We start from the raw sequence: 18,774 nt of genomic DNA, 5'->3' as shown, positions 1-18,774 counted from the left end.
CCGTCGTACGGGCCCCGGTCCCGCCGACCCCACCCGAGCGACGGGGCCGGCGGGACCGGGGCCCGTACTCTTGGTCCCGTGCAGGTACTCCACGACGCCCCCCTCGCCCCCCTGACGACCTTCCGGCTCGGCGGCCCGGCCACCCGGCTCGTCACCGCGACGACCGACGCCGAGGTGATCGCGGCCGTCCGCGAGGCCGACGACGCGGGCACCCCGCTGCTGATCGTCGGCGGCGGCTCCAACCTCGTCATCGGCGACAAGGGCTTCGACGGCACCGCCCTGCGCATCGCCACCACCGGCTTCGAGCTCACCGGCACCCGCCTCGAACTCGCGGCGGGCGAGGTCTGGACCGACGCCGTCGCCCGTACCGTCGAAGCCGGGCTCGCGGGCATCGAGTGCCTCGCCGGAATCCCCGGATCCGCCGGTGCCACGCCGATCCAGAACGTGGGGGCGTACGGCCAGGAGGTCGCCGCCACCATCAGCGAGGTCGTCGCCTACGACCGCCGCTCCGGGGAGACGGTCACCCTCTCCAACGCCGCGTGCGGCTTCTCCTACCGGCACAGCACCTTCAAGCACCACCCCGACCGGTACGTCGTCCTGCGCGTCCGCTTCGAGCTGGAGGACGCGGAAGGGCTGTCGGCGCCCGTCAAGTACGCGGAGATGGCCCGCACCCTCGGTGTCGAACCCGGCGACCGGGTCCCGGCCGCCGCCGCCCGCGAGACCGTCCTCGCCCTGCGCGCGGGCAAGGGCATGGTGCTGGACCCCGAGGACCACGACACCTGGTCCGCCGGCTCCTTCTTCACCAACCCGGAGCTCGACGAGCGGGAGTACGCGGAGCTCCTCGCCCGCGCCGCCGAGCGCCTCGGCCCGGACACCGCCCCGCCCGCCTACCCGGCGGGCGACGGGCGGACCAAGACCTCGGCCGCCTGGCTGATCGACAAGGCCGGTTTCACCAAGGGGTACGGCACCGGGCCCGCCCGCATCTCCACCAAGCACACCCTCGCCCTCACCAACCGGGGCGAGGCCACCACCGAGGACCTCCTCGCCCTCGCCCGCGAGGTCGTTGCCGGGGTGCGCGAGGCGTTCGGCGTGACCCTCGTCAACGAACCGGTGACGGTCGGCGTCAGCCTCTGAGGCAGCCGCGCGGGCCGCTCAGGCGGCCTGCGGGGCCAGCCACTCCTCGATCCCGTCCAGCAGCTTCCGCCGCACGTCCTCGGGCGCCACCGAGCCGCGCACCGACTGCCGGGCGAGTTCCGCGAGCTCCTCGTCGGTGAAGGCGTGGTGCTTGCGCACCAGGTCGTACTGGTCCGCCAGCCGGGCGCCGAAGAGCAGCGGGTCGTCCGCGCCGAGCGCCATCGGCACCCCCGCGTCGAACAGGGCCCGCAGCGGCACGTCGCCGGGCTTCTCGTAGACCCCCAGCGCCACGTTGGACGCCGGGCAGACCTCGCAGGTGATCCCGCGCTCCGCCAGCCTGCGCATCAGCCGCGGGTCCTCGGCGGCCCGCACCCCGTGCCCGATCCGGTACGCGTCCAGGTCGTCCAGGCAGTCCCGGACGCTGGAAGGACCGGCCAGCTCGCCGCCGTGCGGGGCCGCGATCAGCCCGCCCTCGCGGGCGATGGCGAAGGCGCGGTCGAAGTCCCGGGCCATGCCCCGGCGCTCGTCGTTGGAGAGCCCGAACCCGACGACCCCCCGGTCCGCGTACCGCACCGCCAGCCGGGCCAGCGTGCGGGCGTCCAGCGGGTGCTTCATCCGGTTCGCCGCGATCACCACCCGCATCCCCAGCCCGGTCTCCCGGGAGGCGCTGTCCACGGCGTCCAGGATGATCTCGATCGCCGGGATCAGCCCGCCGAGCAGCGGTGCGTACGAGGTGGGGTCGACCTGGATCTCCAGCCAGCCGGAACCGTCCGCGACGTCCTCCCGCGCGGTCTCCCGCACCAGGCGCTGGATGTCCTCCGGCTCCCGCAGGCAGGACCGGGCGATGTCGTAGAGCCGCTGGAAGCGGAACCAGCCCCGCTCGTCGGTCGCCCGCAGTTCGGGAGGTTCACCGCCGGTGAGGGCCTCGGGCAGGCGTACGCCGTACTTGTCGGCGAGTTCGAGCAGGGTGGTCGGCCGCATCGACCCCGTGAAGTGCAGGTGCAGGTGGGCCTTGGGCAACAGACGTACATCACGCTCCATTGGAAGATCCTGCCGCACCCGCGCCCCGGAGCGGAAGCCGCTTCCCCTTTCGAGGAGGGGGGCGAACAAAAAAGCGCCCCCGGCCCGGGACATGAAGTCCGCGGACCGGGGGCACCCTCCCGTGTTCGGTACGGGGTCAGTCGCGCGCCTCCGCCAGCAGCTTCTGGATCCGCGAGACGCCCTCGACCAGGTCGTCGTCGCCCAGCGCGTAGGAGAGCCGGAGGTAACCCGGCGTGCCGAAGGCCTCACCGGGAACGACGGCGACCTCGGCCTCGTCCAGGACGAGCGCCGCCAGCTCGGCCGAGCTCGCCGGGCGCCGGCCGCGGATCTCCTTGCCGAGCAGGCCCTTCACCGAGGGGTACGCGTAGAACGCGCCCTCGGGCTCGGGGCAGAGGACCCCGTCGATCTCGTTGAGCATCCGCACGATCGTCCTCCGCCGGCGGTCGAAGGCGGTCCGCATCTCGGCGACCGCGTCCAGCGGTCCGGAGACGGCGGCCAGCGCGGCGACCTGGGCGACGTTGGAGACGTTCGAGGTGGCGTGCGACTGGAGGTTGGTAGCGGCCTTCACGATGTCCTTCGGGCCGACGATCCACCCCACCCGCCAGCCGGTCATCGCGTACGTCTTGGCGACACCGTTGACCACGATGCACTTGTCCCGCAGCTCCGGCAGCAGGGCCGGCAGCGAGGTGAACTTCGCGTCGCCGTAGACGAGGTGCTCGTAGATCTCGTCGGTCAGCACCCAGAGCCCGTGCTCGACGGCCCAGCGGCCGATCGCCTCGGCCTCGGCCTCGGTGTAGACGGCGCCGGTCGGGTTGGACGGCGAGACGAACAGCACGACCTTCGTCCGCTCCGTGCGGGCGGCCTCCAGCTGCTCGACCGTGACCTTGTACCCGGTGGTCTCGTCGGCCACCACGTCCACCGGGACAACGCCGGCCAGCCGGATCGACTCGGGGTAGGTGGTCCAGTAGGGCGCGGGGACGATGACCTCGTCGCCCGGGTCGAGGATCGCGGCGAAGGCCTCGTAGATGGCCTGCTTGCCGCCGTTGGTCACCAGGACCTGCGAGGCGTCGACCTCGTAGCCGGAGTCGCGCAGCGTCTTCGCCGCGATCGCCTCCTTGAGCTCCGGCAGCCCGCCCGCCGGGGTGTAGCGGTGGTACTTCGGGTTGCGGCACGCCTCGACCGCGGCCTCGACGATGTAGCCGGGCGTCGGGAAGTCGGGCTCACCGGCACCGAACCCGATCACCGGACGGCCGGCGGCCTTGAGGGCCTTCGCCTTGGCGTCGACGGCGAGGGTGGCGGACTCGGAGATCGCGCCGACGCGGACCGAGACCCGGCGTTCGGACGGAGAAGTTGCAGCGCTCATGCCCCCATGGTGCATGAACGGAACCCCCCTCGGCGCGGCAGTTCCAGCGGCTGGACAGCGCCCGGAAGGCCCTCGTACGGGTCCTCGTACGGGCCCTGGCCAGGGCCGGAACGAGGCCCGGGGAAAGCCACGGGGAAGCCCCGTGACACTCCCCGCCGACCCTCGTCCGGATGGCCCGCTCAACTTCTGTTCGACGCGGAGCCCATGAACACGTACACTCACCTGTCGTTGGCCTTCACCAGCCGCACCGAATGACTTCCTGGTCACCAGGGGACATGCGGTAGGTTGGGGAAACCACAAAGGGTCGTAGCTCAATTGGTAGAGCACTGGTCTCCAAAACCAGCGGTTGGGGGTTCAAGTCCCTCCGGCCCTGCTACACACTCCTTCGCCAGGATGTGTGCGCATGTACGTACTTCATTGCACAGCCGTGCGGCTCCACCGGGCGCGGCACGGCCACGACCCGGAATCAGGTGAGTAGCGTGACGGACGCCGTGGGCTCCATCGACATGCCTGATGCTGAGGATGAAGCGCCCGAGTCGAAGAAGGCTCGGAAGGGCGGCAAGCGCGGCAAGAAAGGCCCGTTCGGCCGTCTCGCGCTCTTTTACCGTCAGATCATCGCCGAGCTGCGCAAGGTCGTCTGGCCCACGCGCAAGCAGCTGAGCACGTACACCACCGTGGTGATTGTGTTCGTAGTCGTCATGATTGGTCTTGTTACCGTGATTGACTTCGGATTCCAGCGGGTCATCAAGTACGTCTTCGGCTGATCCCGCGGAGGGCGCCTCACCGGCGCCCCTTTCGCATGTTCCACCCATTTGTATCCAGGAAGAAGCAGCCATCGTGTCTGACCCGAACCTGAACGACGCCGCCGAGTCCGGGACGGACGCCTTCGAGTCCGCCGAGGACCAGCACGACATCGTTGAGGCCTCGGAGTCCGAGTCCTCCGAGTCCTCGGACCAGGTCGAAGCTGCTGACGAGAGCGCTGAAGCCGAGCTCGACACCGACGAGGCCGACGACGACGAGGCGCTCGCCGCCGAGTCCGACGACGAGCCCGTCGAGGACGACGCCGACGAGGAGTCCGAGGAAGCCGCCGAGCCGGCCGCCCCCGTCGACCCCGTCGCCGCCCTGCGCGAGGAACTCCGCACCCTGCCCGGCGAGTGGTACGTCATCCACACGTACGCCGGGTACGAGAAGCGCGTGAAGGCCAACCTGGAGCAGCGCGCCGTCTCGCTCAACGTCGAGGAGTTCGTCTACCAGGCGGAAGTCCCCGAGGAAGAGATCGTCCAGATCAAGAACGGCGAGCGCAAGAACGTCCGCCAGAACAAGCTCCCGGGCTACGTCCTGGTGCGCATGGACCTGACGAACGAGTCCTGGGGCGTCGTCCGCAACACGCCCGGCGTCACCGGCTTCGTGGGCAACGCCTACGACCCGTACCCGCTGACCCTGGACGAGATCGTCAAGATGCTCGCCCCCGAGGCCGAGGAGAAGGCCGCCCGCGAGGCCGCCGAGGCCGCGGGCAAGCCGGCTCCGGCCCGTCGGGTCGAGGTCCAGGTGCTCGACTTCGAGGTGGGCGACTCGGTCACCGTCACCGACGGCCCGTTCGCGACGCTGCAGGCGACGATCAACGAGATCAACGCCGACTCGAAGAAGGTCAAGGGCCTCGTCGAGATCTTCGGCCGCGAGACCCCGGTCGAGCTCAGCTTCGACCAGATCCAGAAGAACTGACGGTTTCCGTCTCCTTTCTGGACACATGCCTACCGAGCAGGTCAGACAGGCTTCGCAGCCGGTCTGACCTGCTCGGTTTTTGGTTGCGCAGCTATACCCGTTATCGTTGTGCGGTATGCCTCCGTCCGGATGACCGGAATGGCGGCGAAACACTCTCACTAGGACCCGGAGAGAGCAATGCCTCCCAAGAAGAAGAAGATCACGGGGCTTATCAAGCTCCAGATCAACGCCGGTGCCGCCAACCCGGCCCCGCCGGTCGGCCCCGCGCTGGGTCAGCACGGCGTCAACATCATGGAGTTCTGCAAGGCCTACAACGCCGCGACCGAGTCGCAGCGTGGCATGGTCGTGCCGGTGGAGATCACGGTCTACGACGACCGTTCCTTCACCTTCATCACCAAGACTCCGCCGGCCGCCAAGCTGATCCTCAAGGCCGCTGGTGTGGACAAGGGCTCCGGCGAGCCGCACAAGACCAAGGTCGCCAAGCTGACGGCTGCCCAGGTCCGCGAGATCGCCACGACCAAGCTCCCCGACCTGAACGCCAACGACCTCGACGCCGCGTCGAAGATCATCGCTGGCACCGCCCGTTCCATGGGCATCACGGTCGAAGGCTGAGTCCAGCCTTCCAGGCCTCAAGTGGTAGGACCAGGCGCTGGTCCGCACCACGACTCCACACTCTGAACACACAGGAGCAGCAGTGAAGCGCAGCAAGAACCTCCGCGCTGCGGACGCGAAGATCGACCGGGAGCGCGTCTACGCCCCGCTCGAGGCCGTCCGTCTCGCCAAGGAGACCGCGACCACCAAGTTCGACGGCACCGTCGAGGTCGCCTTCCGCCTGGGCGTTGACCCTCGCAAGGCCGACCAGATGGTCCGTGGCACCGTGAACCTCCCGCACGGCACCGGCAAGACCGCCCGGGTCCTGGTCTTCGCGACCGGTGACCGTGCTGCGGCCGCGGAAGCCGCGGGCGCCGACATCGTCGGCTCCGACGAGCTCATCGACGAGGTCGCGAAGGGCCGCCTGGACTTCGACGCCGTCGTCGCCACCCCGGACCTCATGGGCAAGGTCGGCCGCCTCGGCCGCGTGCTCGGTCCGCGTGGTCTGATGCCGAACCCGAAGACCGGCACCGTCACCCCCGATGTCGTCAAGGCTGTCAACGACATCAAGGGCGGCAAGATCGAGTTCCGCGTCGACAAGCACTCGAACCTGCACTTCATCATCGGCAAGGTCTCCTTCGACGAGACGAAGCTGGTGGAGAACTACGCCGCCGCGCTGGAGGAGATCCTCCGTCTGAAGCCGTCGGCCGCCAAGGGCCGCTACATCAAGAAGGCCGCACTGGCCACCACGATGGGCCCCGGCATCCCGCTGGACTCGAACCGCACCCGCAACCTCCTCGTCGAGGAGGACCCGGCCGCCGTCTGAGCCCCCGTGCTCACCAGGTAGCCGCGTCACGCGTGTAGATGGGCCCTGCAACCTTTTGGTTGCGGGGCCCGTCTTCGTATCCGGAGACGGGCCGGACGGATCGGACCGCTCCGGTTGCTGTCAGCCCCCTGTGCAAGGGTGGGTCGACAGTACGTACGAGGGGTGGGGTTCAACGATGACGAGCAGGACACTGCGGCGCGTGTGCGTGTCGGTCGTGACGATGGCGGCACTGACGTCGGTGGCGGCGTGCGGGGGGTCCGACGAGGCGAGCGGCTCCGGCGGCAAGAACGGCGACAAGAGCCCGGCCGCGGCGGCCGTGGTGTCGCCGATCGCCGCGCTGAAGAAGGTGCAGCAGAAGAGCGGGAGCGCCCACTCCGCCAAGGTCGAAAGCACCATCGAGGTGGGGACGACCATGTCGATGACGTCGACCGGGTCCATGGACTGGTCCGACGGCATCACCGGTGACATCACCATCAAGTACACCGGCGGCACGATGGCGGAGACCATGAAGAAGATGGGCTCCGACGGAACCATGCGGACGGTGTACCTCAAGGACGCCTACTACGCGAACATGGGCGACGCCTTCGCGCAGGCCATCGGCGGCAAGCACTGGATCCGGTACGGCTACGAGGACCTCGCCGCGGTCGCCGGCGCCTCCGGCGAGGTGCTCAAGGACCAGATGCAGGGCTCCACGCCCGAGAAGGGCGTGGAGCCCCTCCTGGCGTCCGGCGCCGTCAAGAAGGTCGGCGAGGAGAACGTCCGGGGCGTCGCGACCACGCACTACTCCGGTGTGGTCGACGTGGCCGCACTGTCCGGGACGAGCACCAACCTCGACGCCGAGCAGCTCAAGGAGCTCAAGGAGCAGCTGGACAAGTCGGGGATCACCACCGAGACCGTCGATCTCTGGATCGACAAGAACGATCTGCCGATCAAGGCGTCGACGAGCGCCGACACCGCCACCGGGGCGATGAAGACCACGTCGTTCTACAGCGACTACGGCGCCGCGGTGAGCGTCGTGATGCCCGACGCGGGCGACACGGTGGACTTCAAGGAGATCGCCGGCCAGGCCGCGACCACCGCCTCCTGACGTCTATCCCCCCGTCGCAGCCTCGGCTCCGACACGTCTCCATGGCCCATGGGGTGCGGGTCCAAACCTCCCGCACCCCGCGGATTCCGGACGGATTTGCCCCGCACGGTCCCGGTCGCGTACGCTCCTTGAGAAGCCAAAGACCGCTGGTCGTCGGTGTGCTTTCGCAAGAAGGAGCATCGACCGAAGGTTCCGTACAGACGGACGACCTGCGCAGGTGACTGTGGAACTGCTCCCGGACTCGTTCCGGTCGAGCCGCGCCCTGGCACTTGTGCTGGGGCGTTTCGTCTTTCCCGGCCCCTTCTGAGCGGTCCTCATCACCCGGAAGGAGGCCGACGCTCATGGCAAGGCCCGACAAGGCTGCCGCGGTAGCCGAGCTCGCGGACCAGTTCCGCAGCTCGAACGCCGCCGTGCTGACCGAGTACCGGGGTCTCACCGTGGCCCAGCTCAAGCAGCTGCGCCGTTCGCTCGGTGAGAACGCCCAGTACGCCGTGGTGAAGAACACGCTGACCAAGATCGCGGCCAACGAGGCCGGGATCGACACGCTGGACGACCTGTTCGCAGGCCCGACGGCGGTTGCCTTCGTCACCGGTGACCCGGTGGAGTCGGCGAAGGGTCTTCGTGACTTCGCCAAGGACAACCCGAACCTCATCATCAAGGGCGGTGTCCTTGACGGTAAGGCGCTGTCCGCCGATGAGATCAAGAAGCTCGCGGACCTCGAGTCCCGCGAGGTTCTGCTCGCCAAGCTGGCAGGTGCACTGAAGGGCAAGCAGTCTCAGGCTGCGGCGCTCTTCCAGGCGCTCCCCTCGAAGTTCGTCCGCACCGCGGAAGCTCTTCGTGCCAAGAAGGAAGAGCAGGGCGGTGCCGGTACGCCGGCGCCCGCCGAGGCTGCCGAGTAACCACTCAGCGGTCCAGCGGGCCCTTCGTACGCCCGCCGACATATACATCCGGCACCTGCCGACTTAGTGGAAGGACGCCATCATGGCGAAGCTGTCCCAGGAAGAGCTGCTCGAGCAGTTCGAGACCCTGACCCTCATCGAGCTGGCCGAGTTCGTCAAGGCGTTCGAGGAGAAGTTCGACGTCACGGCCGCCGCCCCGGTCGCCGTTGCCGCCGCCGGTGGCGCCGGTGTCGCCGCTGAGGCCGTCGAGGAGCAGGACGAGTTCGACGTCATCCTCACGGGTGCCGGCGAGAAGAAGATCCAGGTCATCAAGGTCGTGCGTGAGCTGACCTCCCTCGGCCTGAAGGAGGCCAAGGACCTCGTCGACGGCGCTCCGAAGCCGGTCCTCGAGAAGGTCGCCAAGGAGGCCGCTGAGAAGGCCGCCGAGTCCCTCAAGGGCGCCGGCGCGTCCGTCGAGGTCAAGTGACTTCACGAGTCTTCTGACTCACCTGTGACGCCCCTGCCGTGAGGCGGGGTCCGTCGCGAACGCGAAGGGCGATCACCCGACCGGGTGGTCGCCCTTCGGCGTACCCGAGGCGGCTGCCTTGCTCTTCCGTCGGTGGGTAGTAGGGTGATCATCGCCGTACGCCTCCTGAGGGCGTCGGAGAGGGCCTCCGAGCCGCAGACGCGGCCACAGGAGGTGCGTGCGGGCCGGGGGGCCTTGACGAACCGCACGCGGCGCGCAATTCTCAGGACGCGTCTTCATCTCGGTCCGTATCCGAGGCATGGATCGAGAGCGAAGCGGGAAGTAAAGAAGCGCGCGGCAGTCGCCGCGCGAGGGCTGAAAAGGTGTTGAGAACAGCTGTTGACAGCGACGCGGGTCTCTGAGAACCCCGACTGGACATCAGTGTGCCGCTTGGCTACACTGTCCCTTTGCGCTGCCTGTTAGCTGCCTCCTGCCCGTCACCAGGGGCATGCCCACGCTTGAGCATCGATGACAGAACCTCCCTGAACTGGGATTTCCGTCCTCGTGTCGGCATGGGACCGGTACGCGCGTAGTGAGTCCGAGCCCTCGGAAGGACCCCCTCTTGGCCGCCTCGCGCAACGCCTCGACCGCGAATACGAACAACGGTGCCAGCACCGCCCCGCTGCGCATCTCCTTTGCAAAGATCAAGGAGCCCCTCGAGGTTCCGAACCTCCTCGCGCTGCAGACCGAGAGCTTTGACTGGCTCCTCGGCAACGCCGCCTGGAAGGCTCGCGTCGAGGCTGCTCTGGACAGTGGACAAGACGTCCCCACCAAGTCCGGCCTGGAGGAAATCTTCGAGGAGATCTCCCCGATCGAGGACTTCTCCGGGTCGATGTCGCTTACGTTCCGCGACCACCGATTCGAGCCCCCGAAGAACTCGATCGACGAGTGCAAGGAGCGCGACTTCACGTTCGCCGCCCCGCTCTTCGTCACCGCCGAGTTCACCAACAACGAGACCGGCGAGATCAAGTCCCAGACGGTCTTCATGGGCGACTTCCCGCTCATGACCAACAAGGGCACCTTCGTCATCAACGGCACCGAGCGTGTCGTGGTGTCGCAGCTCGTCCGTTCCCCCGGCGTCTACTTCGATTCCTCGATCGACAAGACGTCCGACAAGGACATCTACTCCGCCAAGATCATCCCCTCCCGGGGTGCCTGGCTGGAGATGGAGATCGACAAGCGCGACATGGTCGGTGTCCGCATCGACCGCAAGCGCAAGCAGTCGGTCACCGTCCTCCTGAAGGCTCTCGGCTGGACGACCGAGCAGATCCTGGAGGAGTTCGGCGAGTACGAGTCGATGCGCGCCACCCTGGAGAAGGACCACACCCAGGGCCAGGACGACGCACTGCTCGACATCTACCGCAAGCTGCGCCCGGGCGAGCCGCCGACCCGTGAGGCCGCTCAGACGCTGCTCGAGAACCTCTACTTCAACCCGAAGCGCTACGACCTCGCGAAGGTCGGCCGCTACAAGGTGAACAAGAAGCTCGGCGCGGACGAGCCGCTGGACGCCGGCGTGCTCACCACCGACGACGTCATCGCGACCATCAAGTACCTGGTCAAGCTGCACGCCGGTGAGACCGAGACGGTCGGCGAGTCCGGACGTTCGATCGTCGTCGAGACCGACGACATCGACCACTTCGGCAACCGCCGCCTGCGCAACGTCGGCGAGCTGATCCAGAACCAGGTCCGTACGGGTCTCGCCCGTATGGAGCGCGTCGTGCGCGAGCGCATGACGACCCAGGACGTCGAGGCGATCACGCCGCAGACCCTGATCAACATCCGGCCGGTCGTCGCCTCCATCAAGGAGTTCTTCGGCACCAGCCAGCTGTCGCAGTTCATGGACCAGAACAACCCGCTGTCGGGTCTCACCCACAAGCGCCGTCTGTCGGCTCTTGGCCCGGGTGGTCTCTCCCGTGAGCGGGCCGGCTTCGAGGTCCGAGACGTGCACCCGTCCCACTACGGACGCATGTGCCCGATCGAGACCCCCGAAGGCCCGAACATCGGTCTGATCGGTTCGCTCGCCTCGTACGGCCGCGTCAACGCGTTCGGCTTCATCGAGACGCCGTACCGCAAGGTCACCGACGGCCAGGTCACCGACGAGGTCGACTACATCACGGCCGACGAGGAGGACCGCTACGTCATCGCCCAGGCGAACGCGACCCTCTCCGACGAGCTGCGCTTCACCGAGCCCCGCGTCCTGGTCCGCCGCCGCGGCGGTGAGGTCGACTACGTGCCGCCGGCCGAGGTCGACTACATGGACGTCTCGCCGCGCCAGATGGTGTCCGTCGCCACCGCGATGATCCCCTTCCTGGAGCACGACGACGCCAACCGTGCCCTCATGGGCGCGAACATGATGCGTCAGGCCGTCCCGCTCATCAAGAGCGAGGCGCCCCTCGTCGGCACCGGCATGGAGTACCGCTGCGCCACCGACGCCGGTGACGTACTGAAGGCCGAGAAGGACGGTGTGGTCCAGGAGGTCTCCGCGGACTACATCACCGTCACGAACGACGACGGCACGTACACCACGTACCGCATCGCCAAGTTCATGCGCTCCAACCAGGGCACCTCGGTCAACCAGAAGGTCGTCGTCTCCGAGGGCGACCGGGTCATCGCCGACCAGGTGCTCGCCGACGGACCGGCCACCGAGAACGGTGAGATGGCCCTGGGCAAGAACCTGCTCGTGGCGTTCATGCCGTGGGAGGGTCACAACTACGAGGACGCGATCATCCTGTCGCAGCGCCTCGTGCAGGACGACGTCCTCTCCTCGATCCACATCGAGGAGCACGAGGTCGACGCCCGTGACACCAAGCTCGGCCCGGAGGAGATCACCCGGGACATCCCGAACGTCTCCGAGGAGGTCCTCGCCGACCTCGACGAGCGCGGCATCATCCGTATCGGTGCCGAGGTCGTCGCCGGCGACATCCTCGTCGGCAAGGTCACGCCCAAGGGCGAGACCGAGCTGACCCCCGAGGAGCGCCTGCTCCGCGCGATCTTCGGTGAGAAGGCGCGCGAGGTGCGCGACACCTCGCTGAAGGTGCCGCACGGTGAGATCGGCAAGGTCATCGGCGTCCGCGTCTTCGACCGCGAAGAGGGCGACGAGCTGCCGCCGGGCGTGAACCAGCTGGTCCGCGTCTACGTCGCGCAGAAGCGCAAGATCACCGATGGTGACAAGCTCGCCGGCCGTCACGGCAACAAGGGCGTCATCTCGAAGATCCTGCCGATCGAGGACATGCCGTTCCTCGAGGACGGCACCCCGGTCGACATCATCCTCAACCCGCTGGGTGTCCCGTCCCGAATGAACCCGGGACAGGTCCTGGAGATCCACCTCGGCTGGCTCGCCAGCCGCGGCTGGGACGTCTCCGGCCTCGGTGACGAGTGGGCCCAGCGGCTCCAGGCCATCGGCGCCGACCAGGTCGCGCCCGGCACCAACGTCGCCACGCCCGTCTTCGACGGTGCGCGCGAGGACGAGATCAGCGGCCTGTTCAACGCCACGATCCCGAACCGCGACGGCGCCCGCCTGGTTCAGCCCTCCGGAAAGGCCAACCTGTTCGACGGCCGCTCCGGTGAGCCGTTCCCGGACCCGGTCTCGGTCGGGTACATGTACATCCTCAAGCTGCACCACCTGGTCGACGACAAGCTCCACGCTCGTTCGACCGGCCCGTACTCCATGATCACCCAGCAGCCGCTCGGTGGTAAGGCTCAGTTCGGTGGTCAGCGCTTCGGAGAGATGGAGGTGTGGGCCCTTGAGGCTTACGGCGCCGCGTACGCCCTCCAGGAGCTGCTGACGATCAAGTCCGACGACGTGACCGGCCGCGTGAAGGTCTACGAGGCCATCGTCAAGGGCGAGAACATCCCTGAGCCGGGCATCCCTGAGTCCTTCAAGGTGCTCATCAAGGAAATGCAGTCGCTCTGCCTCAACGTGGAGGTGCTGTCCTCGGACGGCATGTCCATCGAGATGCGCGACACGGACGAGGACGTCTTCCGCGCGGCGGAGGAACTCGGTATCGACCTGTCCCGGCGCGAGCCGAGCAGCGTCGAAGAGGTCTGACGGGTAGGCCGGCCGGATCCATGTGATCCGGCCGGCCCTCCCGGGACCCGTTCAGACCATTGCTGAAGTGCCCCATCTCCACGCTTCACGGCGAGGGGCTCGAACCCCCGAAAGAGGGATTGACGACAAGTGCTCGACGTCAACTTCTTCGACGAGCTGCGGATCGGCCTTGCCACCGCGGACGACATCCGGACCTGGTCCCACGGCGAAGTGAAGAAGCCGGAGACCATCAACTACCGCACGCTCAAGCCCGAAAAGGACGGACTCTTCTGCGAGAAGATCTTCGGTCCGACCCGGGACTGGGAGTGCTACTGCGGCAAGTACAAGCGTGTCCGCTTCAAGGGCATCATCTGTGAGCGCTGTGGCGTCGAGGTCACGCGCGCCAAGGTGCGTCGTGAGCGCATGGGCCACATCGAGCTTGCCGCTCCCGTCACCCACATCTGGTACTTCAAGGGCGTCCCGTCGCGCCTCGGATACCTGCTGGACCTCGCGCCGAAGGACCTCGAGAAGGTCATCTACTTCGCCGCGTACATGATCACGTTCGTCGACGAGGAGCGCCGCACCCGCGACCTCCCGTCGCTGGAGGCGCACGTCTCCGTCGAGCGTCAGCAGGTCGAGAACCGTCGCGACTCCGACCTGGAGAACCGCGCCAAGAAGCTCGAGACCGACCTGGCCGAGCTGGAGGCCGAGGGCGCCAAGGCCGACGTGCGCCGCAAGGTGCGCGAAGGCGCCGAGCGTGAGATGAAGCAGCTGCGCGACCGTGCGCAGCGCGAGATCGACCGTCTCGACGAGGTGTGGAGCCGCTTCAAGAACCTCAAGGTCCAGGACCTCGAGGGCGACGAGCTGCTCTACCGCGAGCTGCGTGACCGCTTCGGCACGTACTTCGACGGCTGCATGGGCGCCGCCGCGCTGCAGAAGCGCCTGGAGTCCTTCGACCTCGAGGAGGAGGCCGAGCGCCTCCGCGAGATCATCCGTTCCGGCAAGGGCCAGAAGAAGACCCGTGCGCTCAAGCGCCTCAAGGTCGTCTCCGCGTTCCTGCAGACCAGCAACAAGCCCAAGGGCATGGTGCTCGACTGCGTGCCGGTCATCCCGCCGGACCTGCGTCCGATGGTGCAGCTGGACGGTGGCCGCTTCGCGACCTCCGACCTGAACGACCTGTACCGCCGCGTGATCAACCGCAACAACCGCCTGAAGCGCCTTCTCGACCTCGGTGCCCCCGAGATCATCGTGAACAACGAGAAGCGCATGCTCCAGGAGGCCGTCGACGCGCTGTTCGACAACGGCCGTCGTGGTCGCCCGGTCACGGGCCCCGGCAACCGTCCGCTGAAGTCCCTGAGCGACATGCTCAAGGGCAAGCAGGGTCGATTCCGTCAGAACCTCCTCGGCAAGCGCGTGGACTACTCCGCGCGTTCCGTGATCGTCGTCGGCCCGCAGCTCAAGCTGCACCAGTGCGGTCTGCCGAAGGCCATGGCGCTGGAGCTCTTCAAGCCGTTCGTGATGAAGCGCCTGGTGGACCTGAACCACGCGCAGAACATCAAGTCGGCGAAGCGCATGGTCGAGCGTGGCCGCACCGTCGTGTACGACGTCCTCGAAGAGGTCATCGCCGAGCACCCGGTGCTGCTGAACCGTGCGCCCACCCTGCACCGCCTCGGCATCCAGGCCTTCGAGCCCCAGCTGGTCGAGGGCAAGGCCATCCAGATCCACCCGCTCGTCTGCACCGCGTTCAACGCGGACTTCGACGGTGACCAGATGGCCGTGCACCTGCCGCTCTCCGCGGAGGCGCAGGCCGAGGCCCGCATCCTGATGCTGTCCTCGAACAACATCCTGAAGCCGGCCGACGGTCGCCCCGTCACCATGCCGACCCAGGACATGGTGCTGGGTCTCTTCTTCCTCACCACGGACGAAGAGGGCCGCAACGTCAAGGGCACGGACCGCGCGTTCGGCTCCACGGCCGAGGCCACCATGGCCTTCGACGCCCGCGAGCTGTCGCTCCAGGCGAAGGTCGACATCCGCTTCCCGGTGGGCACCATCCCGCCGCGTGGCTGGGTGCCGCCGGTCGCCGAGGAGGGCGAGCCCGAGTACCAGCCGGGTGACACCTTCCGTCTGCGTACGAGCCTGGGCCGCGCGCTCTTCAACGAGCTGCTGCCCGAGGACTACCCGTTCGTCGACTACTCGGTGGGCAAGAAGCAGCTCTCCGAGATCGTCAACGACCTGGCCGAGCGCTACCCCAAGGTCATCGTGGCGGCGACGCTCGACAACCTGAAGGCGGCCGGTTTCCACTGGGCGACCCGCTCCGGTGTGACCGTCGCGGTCTCCGACATCGTCGTGCCCGAGGCCAAGAAGGCCATCGTGCGCGGCTACGAGGAGCAGGACGAGAAGGTCCAGAAGCAGTACGAGCGTGGTCTGATCACCAAGGACGAGCGCACGCAGGAGCTCATCGCGATCTGGACCAAGGCGACCAACGAGGTTGCCGAGGCGATGAACGCGAACTTCCCCAAGGTGAACCCCATCTTCATGATGGTTGACTCGGGTGCCCGAGGAAACATGATGCAGATGCGTCAGATCGCCGGTATGCGTGGTCTGGTGTCCAACGCCAAGAACGAGACGATCCCGCGTCCCATCAAGGCGTCGTTCCGTGAGGGCCTCACCGTCCTCGAGTACTTCATCTCCACGCACGGTGCCCGTAAGGGTCTGGCCGACACCGCCCTGCGTACCGCCGACTCGGGTTACCTGACCCGTCGTCTGGTGGACGTCTCGCAGGACGTGATCATCCGCGAGGAGGACTGTGGCACCGACCGCGGCCTCAAGCTGAAGATCGCGGTCAAGGGTGAGGACGGCGTCCTCCGCAAGACGGACGACGTCGAGACCTCGGTGTACGCCCGCATGCTGGCCGAGGACGTCGTCATCGACGGCAAGGTCATCGCGCCGGCCAACGTGGACCTCGGTGACGTGCTCATCGACGCCCTCGTGAACGCGGGTGTCGAGGAGGTCAAGACCCGTTCGGTCCTGACCTGTGAGTCCGCGGTCGGCACCTGTGCCTTCTGCTACGGACGCTCGCTCGCCACCGGCAAGCTGGTCGACATCGGTGAGGCGGTCGGCATCATCGCCGCCCAGTCCATCGGTGAGCCCGGTACCCAGCTGACGATGCGTACCTTCCACACCGGTGGTGTGGCCGGTGACGACATCACCCAGGGTCTGCCCCGTGTCGTCGAGCTCTTCGAAGCCCGTACGCCGAAGGGTGTCGCTCCGATCTCCGAGGCCGCCGGCCGCATCCGGATCGAAGAGACCGAGAAGACCAAGAAGATCATCGTCACGCCGGACGACGGAAGCGAGGAGACTCCCTTCCCGATCTCCAAGCGCGCCAAGGTGCTCGTCCGCGAGGGCGACCACGTGGAGGTCGGCCAGAAGCTGACCTTCGGTGCGACCAACCCGCACGACGTGCTGCGCATCCTCGGCCAGCGTGCGGTCCAGGTCCACCTGGTCGGCGAAGTCCAGAAGGTCTACAACTCGCAGGGCGTGTCGATCCACGACAAGCACATCGAGATCATCATCCGGCAGATGCTCCGCCGCGTGACGATCATCGAGTCCGGCGACGCGGAGCTCCTGCCGGGCGAGCTCGTCGAGCGCTCGAAGTTCGAGACCGAGAACCGTCGTGTGGTCACCGAGGGCGGACACCCCGCCTCCGGCCGTCCGCAGCTGATGGGTATCACCAAGGCCTCGCTCGCCACCGAGTCGTGGCTGTCGGCGGCGTCCTTCCAGGAGACGACCAGGGTTCTGACCGACGCGGCGATCAACGCCAAGTCGGACTCCCTGATCGGCCTCAAGGAGAACGTCATCATCGGTAAGCTCATCCCGGCCGGTACGGGCCTCGCCCGCTACCGCAACATCCGGGTCGAGCCGACCGAGGAAGCCAAGGCCGCGATGTACTCGGCCGTCGGCTACGACGACATCGACTACTCGCCGTTCGGCACCGGCTCCGGCCAGGCCGTCCCGCTGGAGGACTACGACTACGGTCCGTACAACCAGTAAGCGAGTCGCAGAGTCGAACCGCAGGGCGGTCACCCCGTTGGGGTGGCCGCCCTGCGGCGTTTCCGGTTCGTGATCACCCGGACCGCTGGTGCGGTCGAGCAGGCGTTCTACGATGAGTGATCAACGACGGGACCGGGGGCCGTCGTTGCCGCAGAGGCCCCGGCGTACCGGACCGACCCGTCCGGTACGGCTCCGTGGAGGTCTCGAATGCCGCACGTGTCGCGCCGGTCCCTGCTGCGCTTCCTCGGAGCGGCGACCGTGGCCGGAGGCGGCGTGACGGCCGCCGCGAGCCCCGCGTCCGCCGCCCGTCCGGGCCCGCGTACCGGGGACAACCCGGTGGTGCGGGAGAACCTGGCGACCGGTTCCGACGCCTGGTCGGTCGGCCACCGGGAGACCAGCGGGGTGACCGTCCGGAAGCCCGAGATCCAGGGGTACGCCTCCGCCACCTCGGTCGCGCCGGGGGCTTCGCTCGATTTCCACCTCGCGTCCCACCGGGACCAGGACTGCGCGGTCTCCGTCTACCGGGTGGGCCACTACGCGGGAGCCGGGGCACGGCATCTGCTGACCGGGGAACCGGTAGCCGTGGGCCCGCGGAACGAGCCGGCGGTCTCCCGCCGCACCGGGGCCGTCGCCTGCGACTGGCCCGTCTCCTGGAAGCTGGACGTCCCGTCCGACTGGGTCTCCGGAATCTTCCTGGCGGTCTTCACCACGGAGGACGGGTTCCGCAGCTTCACCCCCTTCGTCGTCCGCGAGGAGTCCCGCGGCTCGGACGTCCTGATCGTGCTGCCGTTCACCGGATACCAGGCGGACAACGCCTGGCCCCTGCCGCCCGGCCCGGTGTCCGGCGACGGGCCCCTCCAGGTGTCCTTCGACCGCCCCTACGCGGGACTGGGACTGCCCGCCGCGCTCCCTCAGGACACCGCTCTCGCGCGCTGGGTGGAGGAAGCGGGGTACGACGTGACCTACGCGAGCGCCCTCGACCTGCACGAAGGGCGTGTCGATCCGGCCCGTTACACGGCCGTGGTGCTGTCCGGCCCGGAGGCGAACTGGTCGCGGGAGATGCGTGACGGCCTCGTCGCGGCGGTCGGAGCCGGGACGCGCCTGGCACTCCTCGACGCGGACGGCGCCCCGGGGCGGATACGTCTGGCCCCGGCGGCGGACGGCAGGCCCGCCCGGCTCCTCAGCCGGCGCCCCGTCGGCCTCGGTGCCGGTATCCGGCTGGCCCGGCGTACGGTGCCCGGTGCCGGCGCCTGGCCCTGGCAGGACGGGACGGACACGAGCCACCCTGCCGGCGCCGGACACGGTGTACGGGTGGACGAGGACGGCCGGGGCCGCCTCGTCCTGCGCGCGGGGGCCGTGTCGGGCGGACCGGCCTGGGCCCTGGCGCTCGGTGAGCCCGAGCACCTGGACGCGACGGTGGGCGGTGCCACGGGCCGGCTCTTCGACCGGATGGTGGGGGAGCGCCCCCGGAGGACCGCGACGACCGCGACGGCCTGAGGGGCTGACGCCCTGTCGCGGTCGGGGCCGGG

13 protein-coding genes and 1 tRNA gene are annotated in these 18,774 nt (G+C 68.2%); 12 read left to right on the top strand and 2 right to left on the bottom strand.

Features of this window, described 5'->3' with window-relative positions; all coding sequences use genetic code 11:
- Window positions 1–78: 78 nt before the first annotated feature.
- Window positions 79–1,134 (top strand): UDP-N-acetylmuramate dehydrogenase, encoded by a 1,056-nt coding sequence (locus ACWCWD_RS21850; protein WP_450774667.1) that lies wholly within the window; start codon window positions 79–81, stop codon window positions 1,132–1,134.
- 18 nt (window positions 1,135–1,152) lie between these two features.
- On the opposite strand, the gene ACWCWD_RS21845 is transcribed toward ACWCWD_RS21850, so the two are convergent.
- Both ACWCWD_RS21845 and ACWCWD_RS21840 read right to left on the bottom strand, forming a co-directional pair.
- Complete coding sequence (locus ACWCWD_RS21845) at window positions 1,153–2,175, bottom strand: adenosine deaminase (RefSeq protein WP_450774666.1); 1,023 nt, start codon at window positions 2,173–2,175, stop codon at window positions 1,153–1,155.
- A gap of 136 nt (window positions 2,176–2,311) precedes the next feature.
- Window positions 2,312–3,538 carry a pyridoxal phosphate-dependent aminotransferase gene (locus ACWCWD_RS21840; protein WP_450774664.1) on the bottom strand — a complete coding sequence of 409 codons (1,227 nt, stop codon included), beginning with the start codon at window positions 3,536–3,538 and terminating at the stop codon, window positions 2,312–2,314.
- A gap of 300 nt (window positions 3,539–3,838) precedes the next feature.
- Between ACWCWD_RS21840 and ACWCWD_RS21835 the strand changes: the two genes are divergently transcribed.
- The 11 genes from ACWCWD_RS21835 (at window position 3,839) to ACWCWD_RS21785 (ending at window position 18,742) form a co-directional block, all read left to right on the top strand.
- Window positions 3,839–3,911: transfer RNA gene (locus ACWCWD_RS21835), tRNA-Trp, on the top strand.
- A gap of 106 nt (window positions 3,912–4,017) precedes the next feature.
- Window positions 4,018–4,302 carry a preprotein translocase subunit SecE gene (secE, locus tag ACWCWD_RS21830; RefSeq protein ID WP_327176216.1) on the top strand — a complete coding sequence of 95 codons (285 nt, stop codon included), beginning with the start codon at window positions 4,018–4,020 and terminating at the stop codon, window positions 4,300–4,302.
- 73 nt (window positions 4,303–4,375) lie between these two features.
- Window positions 4,376–5,260 (top strand): transcription termination/antitermination protein NusG, encoded by an 885-nt coding sequence (gene nusG, locus ACWCWD_RS21825; RefSeq protein WP_450774661.1) that lies wholly within the window; start codon window positions 4,376–4,378, stop codon window positions 5,258–5,260.
- Window positions 5,261–5,437: 177 nt separating this feature from the next.
- Complete coding sequence (gene rplK / locus ACWCWD_RS21820; RefSeq protein ID WP_073740413.1) at window positions 5,438–5,872, top strand: 50S ribosomal protein L11; 435 nt, start codon at window positions 5,438–5,440, stop codon at window positions 5,870–5,872.
- A gap of 82 nt (window positions 5,873–5,954) precedes the next feature.
- Window positions 5,955–6,677 (top strand): 50S ribosomal protein L1, encoded by a 723-nt coding sequence (gene rplA / locus ACWCWD_RS21815; protein WP_390959982.1) that lies wholly within the window; start codon window positions 5,955–5,957, stop codon window positions 6,675–6,677.
- Between the two features lie 175 nt (window positions 6,678–6,852).
- Window positions 6,853–7,764, top strand: a complete 912-nt coding sequence (locus ACWCWD_RS21810; protein WP_450774658.1) for a hypothetical protein — start codon at window positions 6,853–6,855, stop codon at window positions 7,762–7,764.
- Between the two features lie 341 nt (window positions 7,765–8,105).
- Window positions 8,106–8,663 (top strand): 50S ribosomal protein L10, encoded by a 558-nt coding sequence (gene rplJ, locus ACWCWD_RS21805; RefSeq protein WP_327176212.1) that lies wholly within the window; start codon window positions 8,106–8,108, stop codon window positions 8,661–8,663.
- Between the two features lie 82 nt (window positions 8,664–8,745).
- On the top strand, window positions 8,746–9,129 hold the full coding sequence (gene rplL, locus ACWCWD_RS21800; protein ID WP_450774656.1) for a 50S ribosomal protein L7/L12: 384 nt from the start codon (window positions 8,746–8,748) through the stop codon (window positions 9,127–9,129).
- Window positions 9,130–9,730: 601 nt separating this feature from the next.
- Window positions 9,731–13,216, top strand: coding sequence for a DNA-directed RNA polymerase subunit beta (gene rpoB, locus ACWCWD_RS21795; RefSeq protein WP_450774654.1), 3,486 nt, complete (start codon window positions 9,731–9,733; stop codon window positions 13,214–13,216).
- Window positions 13,217–13,345: 129 nt separating this feature from the next.
- Window positions 13,346–17,245 carry a DNA-directed RNA polymerase subunit beta' gene (locus ACWCWD_RS21790; RefSeq protein WP_327176209.1) on the top strand — a complete coding sequence of 1,300 codons (3,900 nt, stop codon included), beginning with the start codon at window positions 13,346–13,348 and terminating at the stop codon, window positions 17,243–17,245.
- Window positions 17,246–17,452: 207 nt separating this feature from the next.
- A complete protein-coding gene (locus tag ACWCWD_RS21785) occupies window positions 17,453–18,742 on the top strand; it encodes a N,N-dimethylformamidase beta subunit family domain-containing protein (protein ID WP_450774652.1) in 1,290 nt (429 codons plus the stop codon).
- The last annotated feature ends 32 nt before the right edge of the window (window positions 18,743–18,774 follow it).

This window comes from Streptomyces sp. NPDC001493 (assembly GCF_053597235.1).
This window is presented reverse-complemented; position numbering and strand designations above follow the sequence as displayed.

Excerpts from the sequence above, each read along its gene's own strand:
- rplL (WP_450774656.1), top strand. The coding sequence starts at position 8,746 with ATGGCGAAGCTGTCCCAGGAAGAGCTGCTCGAGCAGTTCGAGACCCTG.
- ACWCWD_RS21785 (WP_450774652.1), top strand. The coding sequence starts at position 17,453 with ATGCCGCACGTGTCGCGCCGGTCCCTGCTGCGCTTCCTCGGAGCGGCG.
- ACWCWD_RS21810 (WP_450774658.1), top strand. The coding sequence starts at position 6,853 with ATGACGAGCAGGACACTGCGGCGCGTGTGCGTGTCGGTCGTGACGATG.
- ACWCWD_RS21845 (WP_450774666.1), bottom strand. The coding sequence starts at position 2,175 with ATGGAGCGTGATGTACGTCTGTTGCCCAAGGCCCACCTGCACCTGCAC.
- rplJ (WP_327176212.1), top strand. The coding sequence starts at position 8,106 with ATGGCAAGGCCCGACAAGGCTGCCGCGGTAGCCGAGCTCGCGGACCAG.
- ACWCWD_RS21840 (WP_450774664.1), bottom strand. The coding sequence starts at position 3,538 with ATGAGCGCTGCAACTTCTCCGTCCGAACGCCGGGTCTCGGTCCGCGTC.
- rplK (WP_073740413.1), top strand. The coding sequence starts at position 5,438 with ATGCCTCCCAAGAAGAAGAAGATCACGGGGCTTATCAAGCTCCAGATC.